The sequence below is a fragment of the Marinitoga sp. 38H-ov genome (assembly GCF_011057715.1).
In the GTDB taxonomy this organism is placed as follows: domain Bacteria; phylum Thermotogota; class Thermotogae; order Petrotogales; family Petrotogaceae; genus Marinitoga.
The window spans coordinates 62,832-84,900 of sequence record NZ_LNGH01000006.1 but is presented as its reverse complement, the minus strand read 5'-3'; the positions used below and the strand labels follow the sequence as shown (position 1 = coordinate 84,900).

Below are 22,069 nucleotides of genomic sequence, written 5' to 3'. Positions count from 1 at the left end.
ATCTTGTTTTTATTTTTAATGCGTAGCATTAAAAATATGTTTTTTTCAGATTACCAATCGAGCGTTTGATTGAGTTTTATTTTGATTCCAATTTTGAGGTTTTAGAATTTTCCTCTGAATATTATTTTTGAAAATACTTTGTTTTTATTTTTAAGTTTGTCTACAAACTTAAATCCCCTCTAAAATTAGAGGGGATTTTTTTCAAGGTTATTATGATTATATATTTTTTATGATTCAATATAGACGATAATTCATATGAAATAAGTCAAGAAAAAATAATCTAATTTAATTAATTTATTACCATCCAAGATGAAGTATTTACACAAAAAATTACATGCTATATTTTACTTTTTCTATTATATACTCATCAATATTTCTCTTTTCTGAATCTATGTTTATTCCAATAATATAAACTTCATTATTTTTATATTTTTCATAATACTTCTTTTCTTTTATTTGTTCTATTGCTTCTTTAGCGCTTTTGTCTAATTTTATTTCAAATAAGTATATTTTGTCATTATGCTCTAATACTAAATCTATTCTTCCAAGATTTGTTAATTCTTCTGCTGTTACATTTAATCCTGCTGATGCTAATATTGTATATATTAATGAATGATAATAACTTTCTCTATTTTGATGTAAATTATACGGTATAGCGCTTATTATCCTTTTTATTTCTTCTATTAATCCCTCTATATTATTTTCATCTACTAATTCATATATTATATTTTCTATTTCTTCTAATCCATAATTTGCTTCTAATATTAATTCCGAAAAACTATTTTTTACTTCTATATTAGGATAATCCAATATATATTTTTTTCTTAAACCATATCTTTTTATTCCTTTAAAGGTTAAATAACCAGCTTGTGCAAAGAATATATTTGCTTTTGCATCCTCTATTTCTCTTGATGAGAAATCCATTGCACTTACTGGATATTTTGTTAAATCTTCATAGGTTACCTTTTTCCCTTTTATATATTCATATATAAATGATGTGTAACCACTTTCAAACCAATAATTTTCAAATTCTTTTTTTTGAAAGAATTTTAATATAGAAAATGGGTTATATACAAAATGTTCTCCATCAAATGAAAATCCATTATAATATTTTTTCATTTCTTGCAATAATTCATTTTTTGTTATTTCTAATTTTTCTGCTGTTTCTTTTATGTATTCATCAAAATAATATTCCAATTCTTCTTGCGTATAACCTAACATTTGAGAATAATCATTGTCTAATGATATATCATTTAAATTATTTAACCCAGAATAATCACTTTTTAAATTAAATTTTGTTATTCCTGTGATAAATACAAATTTTATGTATTCATCTCTGGATTTGATTGTTACATAGAAATCTCTTAATATTTCTCTATATTTTTCAGCTTTTTCTTTGTTATTTATATTATCTAATATTGGTTTTTCATATTCATCTACTAATATTACCACTTTTCCTTTTCTGGATAATTTAAGTATTAATTCATCAAATGCAAATTTATAATCTTCTTCCAATATTTCTACATTATTTCTTTGACCTTCTTGTTTTATTAAGTTTGTCAAACTCTTTTTAAATCTCTCTTCATTATCTGTAGCAGCTAATAATATATTTAATCTTATAATAGGATATTCTTTGAAATCCCATTTGTCATATATATATGTATCTTTAAATAATTCTTTTTCTCCTTTGAATATATAATATAATGTTGATATTGTTAAGCTCTTTCCAAATCTTCTAGGACGAGATAAAAAATAATATTTTCCATTATCTATTAAATCAAAAATATATTTTGTTTTATCTACATATATATAATTATCTTCTATTATTTCCTTATAATCCTGTATCCCTATCGGCAATTTTTTCATCGATTCCACCTCCAATTCAATTATACCATATATTATTTTTTTGAAATGTCAATATAAAAAAATCCGCTTCTAAAAGCGGATTTAAATTATTCCTTTTCTATATCTAATATCTTTTTCAATTTTGAACTATCTTCTTTTATTTTTTCCCATAATTCTTTTATTTCATATTCATATTCTTTAATTATTTTTAAAACTTCTGGATTAAAATCATCAGGATTAGTTCTATCATCTCCATTTAAAATAATATCCATAGCTTTTTCGTGCGTAAATGCAGGTTTATATGGTCTTTCTGAACGTAAAGCATCATATACATCAACAACACTAACTATTGTTGCACATAGTGGTATATCTTCACCTTTCAATCCAAATGGATAACCTTTTCCGTTATATTTCTCATGATGATATAATGCTATATTTTTAGCAATTTCAAATTGAGGCGAATCACCAATTAATGTTGCACCATATAATGTATGTTTTTTCATAATTTCAAATTCTTCTTTTGTTAATCTTCCTTTCTTTGTTAATATTTCTTTTGGAACCATTATCTTTCCAATATCATGTAAAGGTGCATAATGTCTAATTTTTTCAATATTTTCATCCATAACACCTAATTTTTCAGCAATAAATGCAGATAACTCTCCTACTCTATTTACATGATTACCTGTATTTTCATCATATCCTTCAGAAATCATTGCTAATTGCGTGCTAAAGTTAATATATGCCTCTTCTAATTCATTATTTATGCTTTCTATTTCCCTGTATGATTCTTCTAATTCTTCATTCATTGTATTAATCTCTTCAAAAGAAGAAACAATGTCTTCTGTCATTTTCTGATATTCTGTCATTAATTCATTAATTTCCTTTATATTACAATGATCAAATATTTTATCAAACTCTAAATATCTAGTTTTTTGAAAATTCTTCATGTTATCAATCATTTTTTCGAAAGGGGTAGATATTTGTTTTGAAAGCATATGAACCTTTTTAGATATAATATATATAATAAATAATAATGCTACAAACATACCTAAAATGTTATATATAATACTATTTCTATATACTCCAAAATCCATTTTTAATATAATTCCTATAGGATGAAAATATGTTTTTTCATCTTCATATTTCCAGGTGCTATAATATGTAAACTTGCCATTTTTCTCTAATACTATAGGTTCACCATTAGCAAAAACTTTCATTAAATTAGTAGTATCAAGTTCATTTAATTCATATGATGATGCTAAACTTTCAAAATCATGAGTACAAATATTTATATCAGTTATGAACTCATATGTGTCTTTTAATGTTGTTAAGTTATTAATAGTTTTAATAATTCTATTTGTAGGTAACATTGATTCAATTAAAAAATAATCATTTTCAGTTTTTATATATATATATCTTGTTATCATTTTTGGGTGCATGTCTACAATAACATAATAACTATAATCATTTAAATTGATTATTTTATTTCTAACTTCTTGATCTAAATTATTAATATCAATCATTTTTGTATCATATGTTTCTCCCATCATAACAGACATTGAAGAAAATATTTTTATTAATTCATAATCATCAACTGGTCTTTCTTTTAAGTCTAGCATCAACTTATCTAATGATTTATAGAATCTTTCATCAAAATCATACAATGTATTATACATAGAATTAAATGCTATTTTTATTAACCCATCAATATTACTTTTTAAAGTTTTCTCAATATTTCTAATATTAAAATAATTAAATATAGATAGAACTATTAAAACAGACAAAATTCCTAAAATAACTATTTTCATTACACTATTAGATAACAACTTATACAAAGATATATGTTCTTTTTTCATCGAATCCCTCCATTGTTATTTAATAAATCCTTTTAAGTTTCCATCTATATCTGTATATAATATTATACCAGAAATTATTTCATTATTTTTTTGATAACCAACTGAAACAATAACATTATTGCTTATAATTTTTGATTTTAATAATCTTTCATCAAATTCTTTTCCATAATATATATCTTTAATATTGATTAAATCAGTTTTATTTACAATACTAATAAAACCATCAAAATCATTATTTTGCTCTAATGAATATCCAGATATAATTAAATTATTTCGAGAAACATTTGCAGATAAACCTCTTGCTGATTTTTTTAATAAATAATCTTTTCTTTGAATTTCATTTAAATTATTATCTGTTTTAATAATTAATAACTTCCACGGGAAATTATTAATCGTTGAACTATATCCAACAATATAAAAATTATTTTCGTCATATAATAATGAATATCCAATTTCATTTAATATATCAGTTCCATATTTTTGTATAGTATAATCATTATAATTTAGTTTATTTAATTTAATGACAAAAATATTGTAATTATTATTAGCTGTTGAATTAGTATTTCCTAATAAATATATATAGTTTTTATCTGAAATTAAATCATATATCTCTTCATTATTATACCAATTGACCTTAAATTCATTTAAAATATCTAAATCTTTATTTATTTCCATTAAAACTCCTATTTTTTTATTATCATCTTTAATATAACCCAACACATATATGCTTTCATAATCATCTTTTATAATCTTAAAAAATTCTCCATAATTTTCAAATTTTCTTGATTTTAATAATTCTCCATAATAGTTTATAACATATATAATAGGTTTATTTTCTTGAATACCTAATATATAAAAATTGTTATTAATATTTTCTACACTATATATATTGGTTGAAGAAGATACCTTTATTTCTTTTTGAAATAAAATATTTCCATCATTATCTAGTTTTATAATAATAATATTTTTATTTTCTTTTTCATTTATTCCAAAAGCATAAATATTCTTGTTTATATATAATATATCTTTTAAAATAATACTTTTTCCATCAGTAATTACATTATACCATGTATTAACTAATTCTTTTTCAATTTCTTCATTAGAAATGTTTAATACTTCATCTATAAATTTATCTTCTTTTTCAATTTTAATATTTTTATATTCAATATTAGTAGATATATATACCATTAATATATCTACTAAAAATAACGATATTATGATTATTAAAATTAACAACAATATTCTTTTCATTTTTTCTCTCCTTATATATATATTATATAGGTATAGGTGCTATAGTGATGTTGTTTGTTTATAACTTCTAAAACCATTTACTCATAATACTTATGTTATGTTGAAAACTTTGAATAAAAAATATAATTATAATGTTGATAAATTTAATAACGAAAAAAGTAGAACATATGTTTTATATTTAAATGTTATTAAATTCTATTTGGTTTATAATTTATAAACTATAAACGTTGAAAGTTGTTATTTAGGTTTATAATGAAAATTATCAACTTTGAAATTGTTGAAAATAATTATCAACTTTTTATATAGTTACCAACATTTTTTGTTGTTAACTTCTAAAACTCAATATATAAAAACATTTTAGTAATTAACAATTGTTGAAAACTATAAACAAATTTGATAATTATAAACAAAAATGGATAGTTATCAACAATATTATAACATATATATTTACAGAATGATTAAACTTTGATTTAAAAAGGATTTTAGAGACAATTATTATCAAATAATTAATATTTGAGTAAACTATATTCTAGTCTATTTAATATAAATAATATAAAGTATAATTGCTATATGAGATAAAAACAGGAGGGATATTGTTGAAAAATAATAATTTAAAATTTATATTAGCATTGCCATTCTTACAAGTTTTTGTACAAGTTGGAATTGCATCGTCTTTTCCACAATTAGCAGAAATATTTGGGTCAACATTATTAGCAAGTACTTTTATTGGAATTACACCATTAGTATCTATATTATTTGGATCATATTGGGGAAAAATATTAGAACAAAAAGGTGAAAGTAAAACTTTCTTATACTCAATGGCATTATGGAGTACAGCATTGTATTTATCTGGAATGTCATTAAAATTACCTATGTTAGCAATTGTATTTCGTGCGATACAAGGTATAGCTGACTCTGCATTATTTTCGAATGCATTAACAGTAATATCAAAATCAAATTTATCAGCAAAAGAACAAACAAAATATTTTGGATTAGTAGAATTTTTAGCAAGTTTTGGAGCAGTTATGGGGCCTTTAGTGATAGGAACTGGTTTTATATACATGTCACAGTATATATTAATGACAGTGGGTATTATACTTTTTATAGCTACATTGATATTGTATAAGCAATTACCTGTTATTGAAATACATCCAGAAAAAGTAAAAAAACAAGTAACTAAATTTTCACCAAGAATATTCTTAGCAGCATTTTTTGGAATATTTACATTAGCGGTAATAGTTGGTTTCCAAGCAACAATGCCATTGTTTATAGAAAAATATGTTAATAATCCAGTATTTGGAAAAATATATATATCCATTTTTGCATTATCTTTAATGATAGGAAATTTATTAAAACATAAAGTTAATGGGGTAAAAATCTGGATACCATTAGCATCATTTGCAACATTAATTTTATCAATGTTTGCTAGTTCAATTTCGATGTATTTATTTTTAATGTTAATAATTATATCTGGATTATTCTTAGGACTATCATTAACAATGAGTAGTGAATATGCATCATATTTATCAGTAGGATTTGAAGAAAAAGGTATGGCAGTATTTTCAGCATTTAGAATAAGTGGTAATTTCTTTGGACCATATTTATCTATATTTTATTCAATGGATGGAATGAATTTCTTTATGTTAGTTTTATCTTTAATAAGTTTAGCTTCAACTGTATTCTTATTTAATTTTAGAAAAAAATACAATGAAATAGAAGAAATATAGAGACGGTTCAGCCGTCTCTATTTTTTCTTATTGTACATTCATAACAGTACTTATACAAAATTTCTTTATTTGTGCATCCTAAACAATTTATGTCCTCAATAGTAAGAGGATTATCTGAAGTATTGTATTTTTTTATAATTTCTTTTTTTAGTTCAAAATCATTATTTATTGTAGCAATATATATAGGACATTAATCAAAACCGCAATATGAATTAATCACTTTCCACTAACTCCGCTATTTTATAAACTGTATATTTAACAGAAGGTGTTCTATATGGTATTGTAGTTGAGTCTAATTTTACGAGCCAATCATTTGTTTTTTTATATATAGACACATAATATTGTTGCATAAAATCATCATCTGTAGAAACAACCTTTAACAAATATCTATCATTTGATAAATCTTCATATATAGAACTTACAGTGAATGATAAATTTTCATTTTTTATATGTTGATCCTTTAAAGATTTTAATTTTTCAATATCAACATTTTTTATTGATTTATGTGGCAATTCGCTCACTCCTTCCAAAACTCTTTTAACTTTATAATCTTTAACTTTTTTTGCAATAAACAAATATTTATTTCTTCCTTCTTTATCCCATTTTAATTCATATTTGGTTTTAACTGGTCTATTAAAGTTTTCTATAACTTCTTGTGCTTCAAAAAATTCGGAATTATTAAAAGTTTCATAAACTTCTTGAGCATACCAATCAACATCTGTAGCTAATTCAATAGTTCCACCTTTTTTTAAAACATCAGCTAAGGTTTTAATAAATGATTCTATAAATATTCTTCTATTTTTATGTCTTTCTTTTGGCCAAGGACAAGGAAAATTTACTATTAATTTTGATATAGAATTTGATGGAAACAATTCTCTTATTAATAATCTCGCATCACCTTGAATAACTCTTGCGTTGTTTACATTATTATTATAGAAATTAACTTGTGCTTTATATAATGCTGTAAGAGAAGTTTCAAAACCTACAAAATTTATATCTGGATTTTCTTTTGCAAGAGCAGCCATGTATTCTCCACTACCAAAACCTATTTCAACATATATTTTTCTTTTATTTCCAAAAATCTCATTCCATTTTAAAGGATAACTATCAAAATTTTGGGGTTTTAAAAAATATTTTAATACCCCTATTTTATCATGCATAAAACTCCTCCTTAAACATTAATTTAAAAATTCCCGGCTTTTGCCGGGAATTTTATTTAAGCTTCTTCGCCTAAGTATTCTTTAACTCTTTTTGTTAATCTAGATTTCTTTCTATCTGCATTATTTTTGTGAATAACACCTTTTTTAGCAGCTTTATCAATTACAGAAAATGCATTTCTTAATAATTCATTTATTGTTTCTTTTTCTTCTTTTGATTCAATAGCTACTAATACTTTTTTAATAGAATTTTTTACTCTAGTTTTATAACTTTTGTTTCTTAATCTTCTTTTAGCAGTTTGTCTTACTCTTTTTTTAGCAGATTTTATATTTGGCACTTTAAATTCCTCCCTTTATATTTATTTTATTATATTATAATCCAAAAGCAGCTCTTAATTCATTAACCTTATCAGTTCTTTCCCATGGTAAGTCAATATCTGTTCTTCCGAAATGACCATAAGCTGCAGTCTTTTTATAAATTGGTTTTAATAAATCTAAGTTTTTAATAATTGCACCTGGTCTAAAGTCAAACATTTCTGTCACTACTTTATATAATTTATCTTCATCAACTTTAGCTGTACCTTTTGTATCAATTAAAATTGATACAGGTTTTGCAACACCGATAGCATAACCTAATTGAATCATTACTTCATCAGCTAATCCAGCAGCTACAATATTTTTAGCAACGTATCTAGCCATATAATGAGCTGATCTATCAACTTTTGTTGGATCTTTACCAGAGAAAGCTCCTCCTCCGTGTGGTACCCATCCACCGTATGTGTCAACTATAATTTTTCTACCAGTTAAACCAGTATCAGCATGAGGACCACCTAATACAAATCTTCCAGTAGGGTTAACTAATATTCTTGTATTATCAGTTAAATATTCTTCTGGAATAATTGGTTTAATAACGTGTTCTATTAAAGCTTCTCTAATTTCATCTATAGTTACATCAGGTTCATGTTGTGTAGAAATTAAAACTGTTTCTACTTCAATAGGTTTTCCATTTTCATCATATTCTACAGTTACTTGTGTTTTACCATCAGGTCTTAAAAATTCTAAAGTTCCATTTTTTCTAACTTCTGCTAATCTATATGCCAATTTATGAGCCAAAACAATAGGTAAAGGCATCATTTCAGGAGTTTCATTTGTAGCATAACCAAACATAATACCTTGGTCACCAGCACCAATTTTTTCATATGGATCATCATCTTTAATTTCACCAATTTTTGCTTCTAATGCCTTATCAACACCCATAGCAATATCAGGTGATTGTTCATCAATAGATACTAAAACACCTGAAGTTTCACCATCAAAACCGTATTTAGCTCTTGTATATCCAATTTCTAATATTGTTTCTCTAACAATTTTTGGTATATCAACATAAGCTTTTGTTGAAATTTCACCAGCTACCATAGCTATACCAGTAGTTACTAATGTTTCAACAGCAACTCTTGAAAATGGATCTTTTTCCAATAATGCATCTAATATAGCATCGGAAACTTGGTCTGCTACTTTATCTGGATGTCCTTCTGTAACACTTTCACTAGTGAAAAGTCTCTTTTTCAACGTTCTTTTCCTCCTTTATATTTTTTATATTTTAATTCAAAATTATTTAACATTACTGCTTAAAACATATCGACATTCAAAATTAGATGTCCAAGTTATTATTATACCAAAAATATAAATCAATACACATCTAAAAAATTAATTTTAAAATAAAATCTATTGTATTTTAAGTTACATTTCTTTTACTAAAATAAATTTATATACTTTTACTGTACCCCAAATATCTTCTAAAATTAGTTCGGCTGGATTTCTATTCTTTAATGTAAAGGCAATTTCATTCCATCTATTAACCTTTATTGGAGTTATAAAAGATGATGAATACAATTTTAACCAATATGTGAAAATATTAGAACCATAACCAAACACAGAATTTGGTGAATATATTTCATCAGCTCTAATTGCATCGAATTCAATTTCATATACTAATTCATCATTTACACGTAAAGAAATTTTTCTAGGTATTATTTTTGTGTTATTTCCTATTTTTTCATCAGCTTTAACTTCTAATTTTGGTAAAGTTGAAAAAGGTATTTCAATTACTTGATCTTCTAATAAATTAAATGTTCTATTATTTGATCTAATTTCCAATGCTTCTAATACTCTAGGTCTCATTTCAATATAATCAACAAATTCTAAAGCATCTCTAACAATTTCAATTTCTTCATTTCCAGATTTTTTAATTTCTCTAACCTCAAAATGAATATGTGGAACATCAGCTTCTCCTGATTTTCCAGAAAGTGCTATTTCGTCACCTTTTGAAACTCTTATTTCACCTTCAGGGAATTTTATTTCTGCAAAGGAATTACCAATTTCTTTTGAAACTGAGTTTGCAATTTCATCAACCAAACCTTTAAAAGAACTTAAATGTGCATAAACAGTAATTAAATCATAATCTGGATGATAGATAAAAAGTGTATTTCCATATATCTCTTCATTTAACCATATTTTATATACATATCCATCTGCTGCTGAAACAACAGGATATCCTACTCTAGAATAAGATGAAAAATCTATACCTAAATGAAAATGTGGTTTATCTCCGGTATCTCTATATTCTCCAAAAGAAGATGTTAGATATGAGTCTATAGGTGGTAAAAATCTTTGAGAAAAAACAAAAATAAAACTTAAAAGGATTAAAGATAAAACAATTATTTTTTTCATATAATACCTCCCAAAAGATTCAAATAATTTTATATATCAAAAAATTTTATATAATAATAAAAATATTGTTTTATAATATAAATTCCAGAAGAGTAAATCTTCTGGAAGAAAGACACATTATTTTATTTATAAATTAATTTTGATTTTCTTGTTGGAAGATTTTTACATATTTAGCAGGAACAATCATTTTTATAGCGTGCTTATATACTAATGATTGTTGCCCTTTTTTTTCTAATAAAATTGTGAAATTATCAAAAGATTTAATAAAACCAGTTGTTTGGAAACCACCTTCAAAGTAAATCTTACACTCAATCTTATTTGTTCTTAATAAGTTCAAAAATCTTTCTTGCAAATTAAATTTTTCTGCCATTCCTAACTCCCCCTTAAATTAAAGATTTAATAATTTCAACAGGATTTGAAGTATTAGTTAAATTAATCCACGTTGCATTTTCATATCCTCTAAAATATATAATTTGCCTTCTGGCATATCTTCTTGTATTTCTTTTTATTAAATGAATCATTTTTTCATAGTCATACTTTCCCTCTATATATTCTAATACTTCAATATATCCAATAGTATTCAAAGAATTTAAGTTTTTGTTATAACCCATATCTATTAAATTTTTTACTTCATCAATTAAACCATCAGAAATCATTTTTTCAACTCTTAAATTAATTCTTTCATGTAATTCAGTTCTATCTCTATCCAAAATAATAATATTAAAATCATATTTTGATTCAATTTTGTGATTTTTAATTAAATCAGACATTCTTTTTCCAGAAACAATATATATTTCCAAAGCTCTAATACTTCTTTTTAAATCATTTTGGTGTATTCTTAAATAACTTTCAGGATCTACATCTTTTAATATTTCTCGTATTATACCTGGTTGAGAATTTTCTAGTTTTCTTAAATAACTTCTTAAAGTTAAAGAACTAGGTGATTCAAAAAACCCCTTATAAACTGCATCAAAATACAATCCTGTACCACCAGAAATAATTGGTATTTTTCCTCTATTTAATATATCTTCTATAGCTTTTAAAGCATCAAGTCTATACATATATGCATTATAATATTGATCAGGTTCAACAAAATCAATAAGATGATGTTTTATTTTTTGTTGTTCTTCATTTGTTGGTTTAGCAGTTCCAATATTCATATATTTATATATTTGTCTGGAATCACAAGATACAACTTCGTATTCATTTCCTAATTCAGTTAATATACCAGTTTTTCCTACAGCAGTAGGACCTAGTATTACTGGAATTTTCATTTTAAATAAATCACCCCATAGAATACACCAGAATTTTTACTTCCATCAATTTTATCAAATTTATATTTATCCCATATTGAATCTTTTACATGAGCTTTAATAATAACCTTTTCTTTAGCAACTCTTTTCATTTCTTCAATATCAGAAATTTCTAGAGAATCATATACTGCAAATTTTCTCAATGGATTTAAAGCAGAAGACTCAAATACAGGATTTTCAAACATAGGATCACAATATATAATATCATAACTTTTATCTTTTTGTTTTCTAATAAATCTTTTGTAATTATCATTTAAAATTTCTATTTTTTTAGCAGTTTCTTTCAACCATTTTATTTTATATGGATAATAATTTATACTTTCTTTAACAACAAAGTATATAGGAAAAGCCCCTTCTAATCCTATTAATTTACCATCTTTTAATTGTGAAGCTATTAATAGTGCTTCGCTACCAAGACCAAAGGTTAAATCTAAAACGGTTTCATTTCCTTTTAAATTCATATTACTTAAAAGATAATCTTTTTTATCTGAAATATAATTTTTCATACGTATTTTTACAATAGAAGGATGAAAGAAAAATTCAAAATCATCCTTCTTTACTTTAACAGTTAAATTCTTTTCAACAACAAAATATATATTGTCTGTATGTAAATGTCTTCTATTTTTATATATTAAACCATATTCATCAGCGAGATGTTTCGCTCGAATTAGTTGTTCCTTCGATGGTTTGTGGGACGTAGTTATAATTAATTTTTCCATTTTCTATAGTCACACCCTTTTCTTCTAACATTTTTTTTATCATATCGCGTTCTTTTTCTAATGAATTTAATTTTTCTTTTAATTGCTCAAATTCAGTTTGTGTTTTTTTATATTCATTTGATAATTGTGAATATATATATAGCATTCTTATCATTTGAATGCCAAAATATATTATCACAAATATTATAGCAAAATATATAAAGATTTTTCCAATATTAATACGTTTTTTCTTTTTTTTCTTTCCAACAACAAATTTTTTTCTTTCCATATTATCCTTTTAAACCCGATCTTGCAATACCTGCAACAAAGTATTTTTGCATGAAAATAAATAGAATAATAATTGGTATTATTGAGAATGTAGAAGCTGCCATTAATAAATTATACATTGTACCAGACTCTGTGGTAAATGTTTGTAATCCAACAGCTAAGGTTCTCATTTCTGGTGATTTAGTAACAATTAATACCCATAAGAATGCATTCCAACTACCGACAAATTTTAATAATGCACCGGTAATTAAAGCAGGCTTACTCAAAGGAACCATAACAGTCCATAAGAATCTCCAACTACTACTACCATCAATTTTAGCAGCATCCCATAAGTCATTAGGTATTGTCATAAATTGTTGCCTTAATAGGAATATAGCAAAAACACTAACAACCCAAGGAATAATTAAAGCATAATATGTATCTAACCATTTAAATTTACTAATAGTAATGAAGTTAGGAACTAACATAACTTCACCAGGAACCATCATAGTAGCTAAGAATAATGTGAAAATAAAGTTTTTACCCCAAAATTCTAATTTTGCAAAGGCAAACGCTGCCATTGCAGCAAAAATAATTTCTAAAATTGTTGTAGATGTAGCCATAAATACTGTATTTATATAATATTTTGAAAATGGAGCTGCATTCCAAGCATCAACATAATTTTGAAAAACATTAGCAAAAATTTGTTTAGGAGTAAATTTAGCTGTCATTTCAGGAACTTCATCAACAAACCATATTGCATATATATCTTTGAAATAAATTTCTATAGTTGAGTAATTCCTATAATATATCTTATCAACAATATCTGGTGCTTCAATAATATTAACCATAGAAATGGAATCTGAATATAAGTTATTAAATTGATCTATAATTTCATTATATTCTTTTCTTAAAACAGTTAATTCTCTTAAATTATCTAAATTTAAATTTTTCTCATTTACAAATTCAGAATCGAAAGTATTTAAATAATTTGATATATTACTTAAATCATTATATTTAGTTAAAGAACGAATAATCATTAAAGCTCTAGATAAATCTTCAGATGAAATATTTAATTTATCTAAAACCATATCATTATAATGATGTTCTATACCTAGTATAAAATTATCTTTGATATCTAATATATCAGCATTTGTATCAATGAAATCTTTAAATTCTTGTGGAATATTTGAATTATTTAAAGCATTTAAAAAGTTTTCTTTCATTTCATCTTTAGTTGGAATATTAAACTTTACAATTTTTGTATTTGAATTATTTGTTTGAATTTTTTCAAAATTATCATCAAAGAAAGTTTTGAAAATCAATGTATTCTTATTATATATTATAGGGTTATAAATGTTTTTTTCCAATATTCTATTTACATTTCTTAAATACATATCAGTAAATAATTTGAAATCGATAGAATCAATTTTTTCTAATATATCATTAATTTCATTATTTGAAATAATACCAGTTCCACGTGAATAATTATCAACTAAACTAATAAGATCAATAATAATAATTTTTAAATTTTCTAAATATGATTTTAATTCTTCTTTTTTATTTTCTTTTTCTTGTCTTACAACAGAATTATCGTTATCCTTGATTTTTAAATAAGGTAATCTATCTAATGATTTTGAAATAAAATTATCTATATATTTTACAGATCCCTGCAATTCTTTATTTAAATTTTTTAATATTTGTGATTTTTTAAACAAACCATTTGATGTAGAATATAATTTAAAATAAAAATTTTCAAAACTTTCTGGTGAAACATCTAATGAAGAAATCTCATTAGATATTTCTGGTATTAGAGCATAATTAACACTAAATTCTTTTAAATTATTAATTATATTTTCTAAATTATCATTATTAGCATAATTAAGTTTTGAAAACTTTAAAGTTACTTCTCCACGTCTAACCTTATCATCTTCTATACTTAAAACTTTTTTAAAATTATTATATTCATCACCAGTATTAGAAGCTCTAAATTCAACTAAACTTAAGCTACCTTGACTTCCAATAGATGTAGAAGGAGCATTTTTTAAAAATACAGAGATTTCAGATTTAAAATTTTTTGATGTCCATTTAGGTGGCCATTGTGCAATTTCTCCACCAGTTTTTAATGAAGTAACAACCATCCAAGCAAATGGCATAACCATTATAATAGCTCCACCTATAACTAATAAATATACAATTAAAAGTCCCATTGTATTAGCAAATTTATTCCAAGACATATTTAGACCCCCTTAAGAATCGTAATGTACGCGATTTTTTCCTGATATAAACTGTATAAAAGTAAATATTAGGATAATACCAAATAATACATAAGCTGCAGCACTAGCTTGTCCCATTCTTTGTTCGCCATAGAATTTTTCAAATACATAATATACTACTGTCAAACCGCTATTATTGTATGGCCCAGGGAGTCCTGAATAAAGAACAAAAATTTCAGAGAATACTTTAAATGCACCAATCATTGAAACTATTAGTATAAAGAATGTTGTTGGAGATAATAATGGCCATGTTATATATGCAAATTTTTGCCAACTTGTAGCGCCGTCAACTTCGGCAGCTTCATAATAACTTTTATCAATATTTTGAAGACCAGCTAAGAAAATAATTGAATAATATCCAACTAATTTCCATATAGAAATAATAGCAATAGTTGGAATAGTCCATTTTTCATCTTTTAACCATAGTACTTTTTCAACTCCAAAGAAAGATAAAATATAATTTAATAAACCATTATCATTGAAAATCCATTGCCAAACTAATGAAACAGCAACAACACTAGTAACAAATGGTATAAAGTATATTGTTCTAAATATAACCTTACCCTTTATTTCTTGATAGAATAATAATGCTATAATTAAAGATAAAAATATAGTAATTGGCATAGATAATAATACATAATAACTAGTGTTCCATATTGCTTTTAAGAAGTCTGCTTCTTCTTTAGCCACACTCAAAAATGTTATAATTTCTGGTATTTTTATAACATTAAAACCTACAATATATATACTAATAAATAAAATAAGTCTTAATAGTAATTTATCAGGAGTTCCTTCTACTTTTTTCATGGCTGCTATAACTACATATGAAAATGCTAACCATATGAATAATATCCATTGTAAAGTATAAGGTATATTATTCCAGAAAATAAAAGAAATTAAACCAATAATTGTATTTATAACAAATAGATTTTTAACTTTTTTATCTTTAATCCTATTTAAGTCTAAAAGTGTATTTATTAAAAATGCCACAAAGAAAACTATAAAAAATGTTCCTAAAAACGCTACATCAAAATTAATATCAACAGGATGTTTTAATTTAAATAAACTAGTATAGTTTTCAAGACCGATAAATTGAGGATTTGCCTGATTTTTAAAATCCCATTTAAAGAAACTTAAAATAAAAGAATATATAATTGGCCAAAAAACAAAAATAGATAAAACCATCATAGAAGGTAAAATATACAAATATCCAGTAATACTTTCTCTTGTTCTTCTCCAAGCATGTGGAGAAAGAAAGTATTTACTAAATTTCATAAAAAGAGTTAAAATTAAAGCAATACCTATTCCAATTAAAGGAATAAGAATCTCAGCTGGCATATAATCTCCTCCAATCTATAGATAAAAAATTTTTTAACACTAATTTTACCATATTTATTCACTAAAAATCAATTAGTCATTTTTTTCGATAAATCAATTAATTGTTTAATAATTTCATCAAATGAAGGATTTTCAAACACAGATTGCTTTAAAAAAGAATTAATATTATTAATTTCTCTTTTTGCTATATCAATTTTCTTATTAGTTCCCTCTTTATATGCACCAACTTCAATTAAATCCTTTGCATCATTATATGTAGCCATAATATCTCTTACAGTATATGCGGCGTCTAAATGTTCAGAAGAAACCACTGATGACATTAATCTACTAATGCTAGCTAAAACATCAATAGCAGGATAATGTGATGACTCAGCTAATCTTCTTGATAATATAATATGACCATCAACTATTCCTCTAACTGTATCTGATATAGGTTCATTAAAATCATCACCTTCAACAAGAACAGTATAGATAGCAGTTATACTCCCCTTATCAGAATTACCAGCCCTTTCTAATATTTTAGGCAATTCTGCAAAAACACTAGGTGTATAACCTCTTGTAGCAGGAGGCTCTCCAATTGATAGACCTATTTCTCTTTGTGCCATAGCCCATCTAGTCAAAGAATCAACCATTAACATTACATTATATCCCATATCTCTAAAAAATTCAGCAATAGTTGTAGCACTAAGTAAAGCTTTTGTTCTCATTAAAGCTGGTTGATCAGAGGTAGAAACTATAACTACAGATCGTTTAAGCCCTTCTTCGCCTAAATCTCTTTCAATAAATTCTCTAACTTCTCTACCTCGTTCTCCTATTAATGAAATAACATTTATATCAGCTGATGTATTTCTTGCAATCATACCGAGCAATGTACTTTTACCAACACCACTACCTGCAAAAATACCTATTCTTTGACCTTTTCCAAGGGTAATTAATCCATCAATAGCTTTTACACCAACTGGTAATGGTTCTTCTATTTTATTTCTAATTAATGGATTTGGAGGTGGTGAATATATTGATCTGTATTTATCAGTATATAATGGCTTTCCATCTAAAGGCCTACCAATTCCATCTAATATTCTACCTAATAAATTTTGTGAAATCCCAATAGAAACTTTTCTATTTAGTTTTTTTACTTTAGCTCCAACATATAATCCATGTACATCTTCAAATGGCATTAATAATACTTTATTTTCTACAAATCCAACAACCTCACATAATGAAATATTCCCATCTTTTAAATATATAGCACACAAATCACCAAGGGACACATCTGGTCCCTTGGATTCTATAACAACGCCTGTAATTCTATCTACAGTACCTTCTAAAGTGAATAAATCTATATCTTCAATTTTTTTGCTGATATTATTAAATATATCATTATAATTATTCAACATCTTTTAATTCTTCCTCTATTATTTTATTTATTTGTTCCAATATATCTTCCTTATTTATAGCAACATTACCCATATTAGTTTTAACGGTTATAGAGAAGTCTGGTAAGGTAATATCTTCTAAAATTTCAATATTATCAACAGACTTAAATTTTTCTAATATATCAGGAAAATCTTTCATAATATTAGAGCTAACATGAATTTTAATATAGTCAAAATTAGAAAATCTTTCTAATATTTTATTTAATGAATTCTCAACCCATTTTGGAGAAGAAAAAATTTCAATATTTAAAAATTTTCTAACTAACAATTTTAATATATTAAACAATAGAATTCTTGTATTGTAAATTTCTAAGTTAATAGAATTATTAAAATTTTCCAACATCATATTAAATTGAACAGAATATTGTTCAATCAAATTATTTATATCTTTTTGAGCTAATTCTTGACCTTCTTTTCTAGCTTTTTCTATTTCTTCAGCATATGCTAAATGTGCTTGGTTGATTATATTTTCAGCTTCTTCATTTGCCTTTTCAATAATTTCCTTAGCCTTTAATTCAGCTTCTTCAATGATTTTTTGTGCTAAATCTTCAGAAATATTTTTTTCTAATTCTTTAACTTCTTCAGGAGATTCAAAAACAACATATTGACCTTTTATAATACGTTTATTAAACAATTAATTCTTCTCCTCCTCCACCGGCAATAATAATTTCACCAGTTTCTTCAAGTTTTCTTATAACAGCTACTATCCTTTGCTGTGCTTCATCAACATCTTTTAATCTTACTGGACCCATAAACTCTAATTCTTCTTGAATCATTTGACTAGCTCTTTGTGACATATTAGATAATATTTTATTCTTTAATTCTTCAGAAGCACCTTTTAAAGATAAGGTTAAGTCACGAGTATCAACTTCTCTAAGTATTCTTTGAATTGTTCTATCATCAAGTTTAAGAATATCTTCAAATACAAACATTTTCTTTCTAATTTCTTCAGATAATTTAGGATCAGATTCAGATAATCTATCAAAAATATTTTTAGAAACTGTTCTATCAATATTATTCATAATTTCAGCTGTTGTCTCAATTCCACCAACTTGACTAAATGGTTGAGCAGCAAATGATGATAATCTATCTTTCATACGACTTTCTACCTCTTTAACAACATCAGGTGTAGCCCTATCCATAATAGAGATTCTTTTAATAACATCAACTTGCAGGTCTTCAGGTAAACCGGCAATAACTTGTGCTGCAGCTGATGGAGGTAAATAACATAAAACCAAAGCCACTGTTTGAGGATGTTCATTTTGTAATACATTGGTTATTTGAGTAATATCAATTCTTTTTAAGAAATCAAATGGTTTAACTTGTAAATTAGTAACAAGATTTTCAATGATTTTAATTGCTTGTTCAGGGCCAAATGCTTCTTCAAGTAATTTTTTAGCATAATCAACGCCACCCTCTTTAATGAATTCTTTGACTTTCATTAATTCAAAAAATTCATTTAATACCTCATTTTTTTCTTGATCTGTAATTTTTCCTAAATTAGCAACTTCTAATGTTAGCATTTCAACTTCTTCTTCATTTAATTCTTTTAATAACTTTGAAGCTCTTTCGGGTCCAACCAAAACTACCAAAATAGCAGCTTTTCTTAATCCTGATTTTACAGAATTATTATCAGGCATTATATCACCTCATTATTGATTAATCTATTGATTAATCCAATACTTTAATATTTCAATTACATCATCAATACTTTTATCAACAACATTAGAAAGTTTTTCAAAAACCTTTTGTTCTTCAGATATTTCAACAGTTTCAGGTTCTAATTCTTCAATAACTCTAGTTGCAGCTTCTTCAAGTTTTTTCTTTCTTTCTGATAATACTTTTTGAGCCTTTCTTTTCTTGTTAACATTTAGTACAGCAAGTACGATTAAGGTTAATATAATAATTAATAATACAGAAATTATAGTTATAACAGTGATAGTTTTAGTTTTTTTATTTTGCTCAATAATCTTTTGATATTCAACTTCTAAATCTTTATTAAACTTAGTAAATAATATATTTATATTATTAGGTGTTGCTCCAGTAGCCGTAGATATAGCGCTTCTAATTTGTTCTTTAGTTGTCTCATTTTCTGGTATAGGAGATTTATCTAAATCAATAAATACTGTAATAGATTTTGTTGATATTTCACCATTTTTATCTTCTGTAACCTTTTGATATATTTCATTAAAATCATAATTAATAATGCTTTTAGACGTTTTATATAAGTCGTTTCCTTGATTATCTGATGTTTGAGTTGTATATGGTGGAATATTTGAATCTGTACCAGGAATACTTGATGTACCAGAACTTGAAGAACGTTCCTCGCTTTCATTTTGTTGACTAACAATTATCCCACTTGTTTTATTTACAGGTTGAACTTTTTTAGATTCTTCTTCTATTTTTTGCCAGTTTAAATCCACTTCAGGAATAACAACAATAGCACCAACACCAAAAACTCTTTGTAAATTATTTTCAATTTTTTCTGTATAATATTCTTCAATTTTTCTTTTTAAATCAAATTTTGTAGCAGCATCAGCAATATTTCCTTCTGAAATAACCTGAGCACTAAGATTTCTAGAATTATTATCAACAACCTTAACATCATTAGGTTCTAAATTTTGAACAGCACCTGCAACAAAATCCATAATAGCTTTTACCTGTGAAGTATCTATAGTAGCTCCTGGTTCTAAAAATAATAATACAGAAGCTGAGGGTTTAGATTGATCAGCAGGTGTATAATATGTTCTTGTTGGCATTACAATATGCACTCTAGCATATTGTATACCTTGCATTGTTGAAATTGTTTTTGATAACTCACCTTCAAGAGCAATTTGATAATTAACTTGCTTATCATAGCTAGTTGCACCAAATCCTTGATTTTGAAGCAATTCATATCCTTGAACTTGAGTTCCTAAAACTCCATTAAGAGCTAATTTCATCCATAATTCATATTTATTATATTTCTCTGGTACTTGTATTGATCCACCAGGTCCAACTTTATACTGAATATTTAATTCTTCTAATTTTGAAATAATTTTTCCACCTTGTTGTTCATCAACACCACTTATTAAGACCTGATAATTAGGTCTTAAGTTTAAAAATATTAGAAGAATTAATAGTAATATAAATGTTCCTATTAATATAGAATATATAATTTTTTGATTTGTGGAAAAATTATCCCAATAATCTTTAATAACTTGAAAAATATTCATAACAACCCCCTAAAGGCTCATATATACACCAATTCTAAAATTTGAATTGAATAATACACCAAATTTAATATCATAAACGGAAAAACCAGTAATGATATTAAAAAACTCATTAATATATAACTTTAACCATAATCCATTTTTATTTTCAAGATTTAAATAAAAAGAATCTAAAGTTTTTAAATTATTTATAGAAACAATATTTTGATTCCAAGGATAACCAGTTCTTAGAAAAAAGCTATTATCTGTTGATGTACCTAATGCAAAATTGGATTTTGGAAAATACAATAATCCAAAATTAAAATTAAATTTGGTAATATTACTTTTTATTAATTCTATATTTTGTGTAGAATAAAATTCAAAGGTTTTATACGCTAAACCTGTAAATGTATTTAAATTCAAATAATTTTGTGAAACATTACCTTTGATTCCAAACAACATAGGGGAATAAATTTGTGTATTTTTATAATTTTTTTGAGCCTTTTTCACCTTATTATAATAATTTAAACCGTCAGAATTAATACCGTTTTTTAATACTGAATTTGGACCTTGATAATATGCTGCAATTTGAGATTTTTCAGATTGCAAAATTTTATTTAAATATGAATGATATATGGTTGCACCTGTTACATTATCAATTGGATCAAACAAATTGTCTATTCCTAAATCATTAGCAACTATAGGTTTTAATTGTAATAATCCTATAGCATTACTAGAAGATATAGCATGAGTATAATAATTTGATTCAACATACATTTGACCGCCAATTAATGTTCTATCTTGTGCCCATACATATTTTAATAAATCAGAAGAATTCATGTATGAATATTTTGATAAAAAGACATATTCAAAGTTCAAAAACATGGAGTCTGTATACAACTCCATGTGCAATCCTGGTTTATAGAATATCTTATTGTATATATCTGTAGCAAATATATTAAATGAAATAAACAAAAAAACTAG

19 protein-coding genes are annotated in these 22,069 nt (G+C 25.0%); 1 reads left to right on the top strand and 18 read right to left on the bottom strand.

The window, feature by feature from the left end; genetic code table 11:
* Nucleotides 1-330: 330 nt before the first annotated feature.
* The 3 genes from AS160_RS01935 to AS160_RS01925 form a co-directional block, all read right to left on the bottom strand.
* Complete coding sequence (locus AS160_RS01935; protein WP_165144298.1) at nucleotides 331-1,866, bottom strand: ATP-binding protein; 1,536 nt, start codon at nucleotides 1,864-1,866, stop codon at nucleotides 331-333.
* 86 nt (nucleotides 1,867-1,952) lie between these two features.
* Complete coding sequence (locus AS160_RS11205) at nucleotides 1,953-3,701, bottom strand: HD-GYP domain-containing protein (protein WP_205098340.1); 1,749 nt, start codon at nucleotides 3,699-3,701, stop codon at nucleotides 1,953-1,955.
* 15 nt (nucleotides 3,702-3,716) lie between these two features.
* Complete coding sequence (locus tag AS160_RS01925) at nucleotides 3,717-4,952, bottom strand: hypothetical protein (protein WP_165144297.1); 1,236 nt, start codon at nucleotides 4,950-4,952, stop codon at nucleotides 3,717-3,719.
* A 596-nt stretch (nucleotides 4,953-5,548) separates the two neighbouring features.
* Between AS160_RS01925 and AS160_RS01920 the strand changes: the two genes are divergently transcribed.
* Nucleotides 5,549-6,679 (top strand): MFS transporter, encoded by a 1,131-nt coding sequence (locus tag AS160_RS01920; RefSeq protein WP_165144296.1) that lies wholly within the window; start codon nucleotides 5,549-5,551, stop codon nucleotides 6,677-6,679.
* Nucleotides 6,680-6,891: 212 nt separating this feature from the next.
* Here the strand turns inward: AS160_RS01920 and trmB are convergent, their stop codons facing one another.
* From trmB to AS160_RS01845, 15 genes are all read right to left on the bottom strand, one after another.
* Nucleotides 6,892-7,839, bottom strand: a complete 948-nt coding sequence (gene trmB / locus AS160_RS01915; RefSeq protein ID WP_165144295.1) for a tRNA (guanosine(46)-N7)-methyltransferase TrmB — start codon at nucleotides 7,837-7,839, stop codon at nucleotides 6,892-6,894.
* A 56-nt stretch (nucleotides 7,840-7,895) separates the two neighbouring features.
* Complete coding sequence (rpsT, locus tag AS160_RS01910; protein WP_165144294.1) at nucleotides 7,896-8,174, bottom strand: 30S ribosomal protein S20; 279 nt, start codon at nucleotides 8,172-8,174, stop codon at nucleotides 7,896-7,898.
* Nucleotides 8,175-8,208: 34 nt separating this feature from the next.
* Nucleotides 8,209-9,405 (bottom strand): methionine adenosyltransferase, encoded by a 1,197-nt coding sequence (gene metK / locus AS160_RS01905; protein WP_165144293.1) that lies wholly within the window; start codon nucleotides 9,403-9,405, stop codon nucleotides 8,209-8,211.
* A 171-nt stretch (nucleotides 9,406-9,576) separates the two neighbouring features.
* Nucleotides 9,577-10,566, bottom strand: coding sequence for a M23 family metallopeptidase (locus AS160_RS01900; RefSeq protein ID WP_165144292.1), 990 nt, complete (start codon nucleotides 10,564-10,566; stop codon nucleotides 9,577-9,579).
* Between the two features lie 133 nt (nucleotides 10,567-10,699).
* Nucleotides 10,700-10,936: an RNA chaperone Hfq gene (gene hfq, locus AS160_RS01895; RefSeq protein WP_165144291.1), complete on the bottom strand. Its 237-nt coding sequence runs from the start codon at nucleotides 10,934-10,936 to the stop codon at nucleotides 10,700-10,702.
* A 13-nt stretch (nucleotides 10,937-10,949) separates the two neighbouring features.
* On the bottom strand, nucleotides 10,950-11,840 hold the full coding sequence (gene miaA, locus AS160_RS01890; RefSeq protein ID WP_165144290.1) for a tRNA (adenosine(37)-N6)-dimethylallyltransferase MiaA: 891 nt from the start codon (nucleotides 11,838-11,840) through the stop codon (nucleotides 10,950-10,952).
* On the bottom strand, nucleotides 11,837-12,598 hold the full coding sequence (locus tag AS160_RS01885; RefSeq protein WP_165144289.1) for a class I SAM-dependent methyltransferase: 762 nt from the start codon (nucleotides 12,596-12,598) through the stop codon (nucleotides 11,837-11,839). The genes miaA and AS160_RS01885 overlap by 4 nt, the downstream gene beginning before the upstream one ends.
* Nucleotides 12,525-12,866, bottom strand: coding sequence for a hypothetical protein (locus AS160_RS01880; protein WP_165144288.1), 342 nt, complete (start codon nucleotides 12,864-12,866; stop codon nucleotides 12,525-12,527). The genes AS160_RS01885 and AS160_RS01880 overlap by 74 nt, the downstream gene beginning before the upstream one ends.
* A 1-nt stretch (nucleotide 12,867) precedes the next feature.
* Complete coding sequence (locus AS160_RS11200) at nucleotides 12,868-15,081, bottom strand: carbohydrate ABC transporter permease (RefSeq protein WP_206528036.1); 2,214 nt, start codon at nucleotides 15,079-15,081, stop codon at nucleotides 12,868-12,870.
* A gap of 12 nt (nucleotides 15,082-15,093) precedes the next feature.
* Nucleotides 15,094-16,395, bottom strand: a complete 1,302-nt coding sequence (locus tag AS160_RS01870; protein WP_165144313.1) for a sugar ABC transporter permease — start codon at nucleotides 16,393-16,395, stop codon at nucleotides 15,094-15,096.
* 131 nt (nucleotides 16,396-16,526) lie between these two features.
* Nucleotides 16,527-17,855, bottom strand: a complete 1,329-nt coding sequence (fliI, locus tag AS160_RS01865) for a flagellar protein export ATPase FliI (RefSeq protein WP_165144287.1) — start codon at nucleotides 17,853-17,855, stop codon at nucleotides 16,527-16,529.
* Entirely contained in the window at nucleotides 17,845-18,528 is a 684-nt protein-coding gene (locus tag AS160_RS01860; RefSeq protein WP_165144286.1) for a hypothetical protein, read from the bottom strand. The genes fliI and AS160_RS01860 overlap by 11 nt, the downstream gene beginning before the upstream one ends.
* Entirely contained in the window at nucleotides 18,521-19,534 is a 1,014-nt protein-coding gene (gene fliG, locus AS160_RS01855) for a flagellar motor switch protein FliG (protein WP_165144285.1), read from the bottom strand. The genes AS160_RS01860 and fliG overlap by 8 nt, the downstream gene beginning before the upstream one ends.
* Nucleotides 19,535-19,558: 24 nt before the next feature.
* Complete coding sequence (gene fliF / locus AS160_RS01850) at nucleotides 19,559-21,109, bottom strand: flagellar basal-body MS-ring/collar protein FliF (RefSeq protein WP_165144284.1); 1,551 nt, start codon at nucleotides 21,107-21,109, stop codon at nucleotides 19,559-19,561.
* A 9-nt stretch (nucleotides 21,110-21,118) separates the two neighbouring features.
* Entirely contained in the window at nucleotides 21,119-22,060 is a 942-nt protein-coding gene (locus AS160_RS01845) for a lytic transglycosylase domain-containing protein (protein ID WP_206528034.1), read from the bottom strand.
* Between the last annotated feature and the right edge of the window lie 9 nt (nucleotides 22,061-22,069).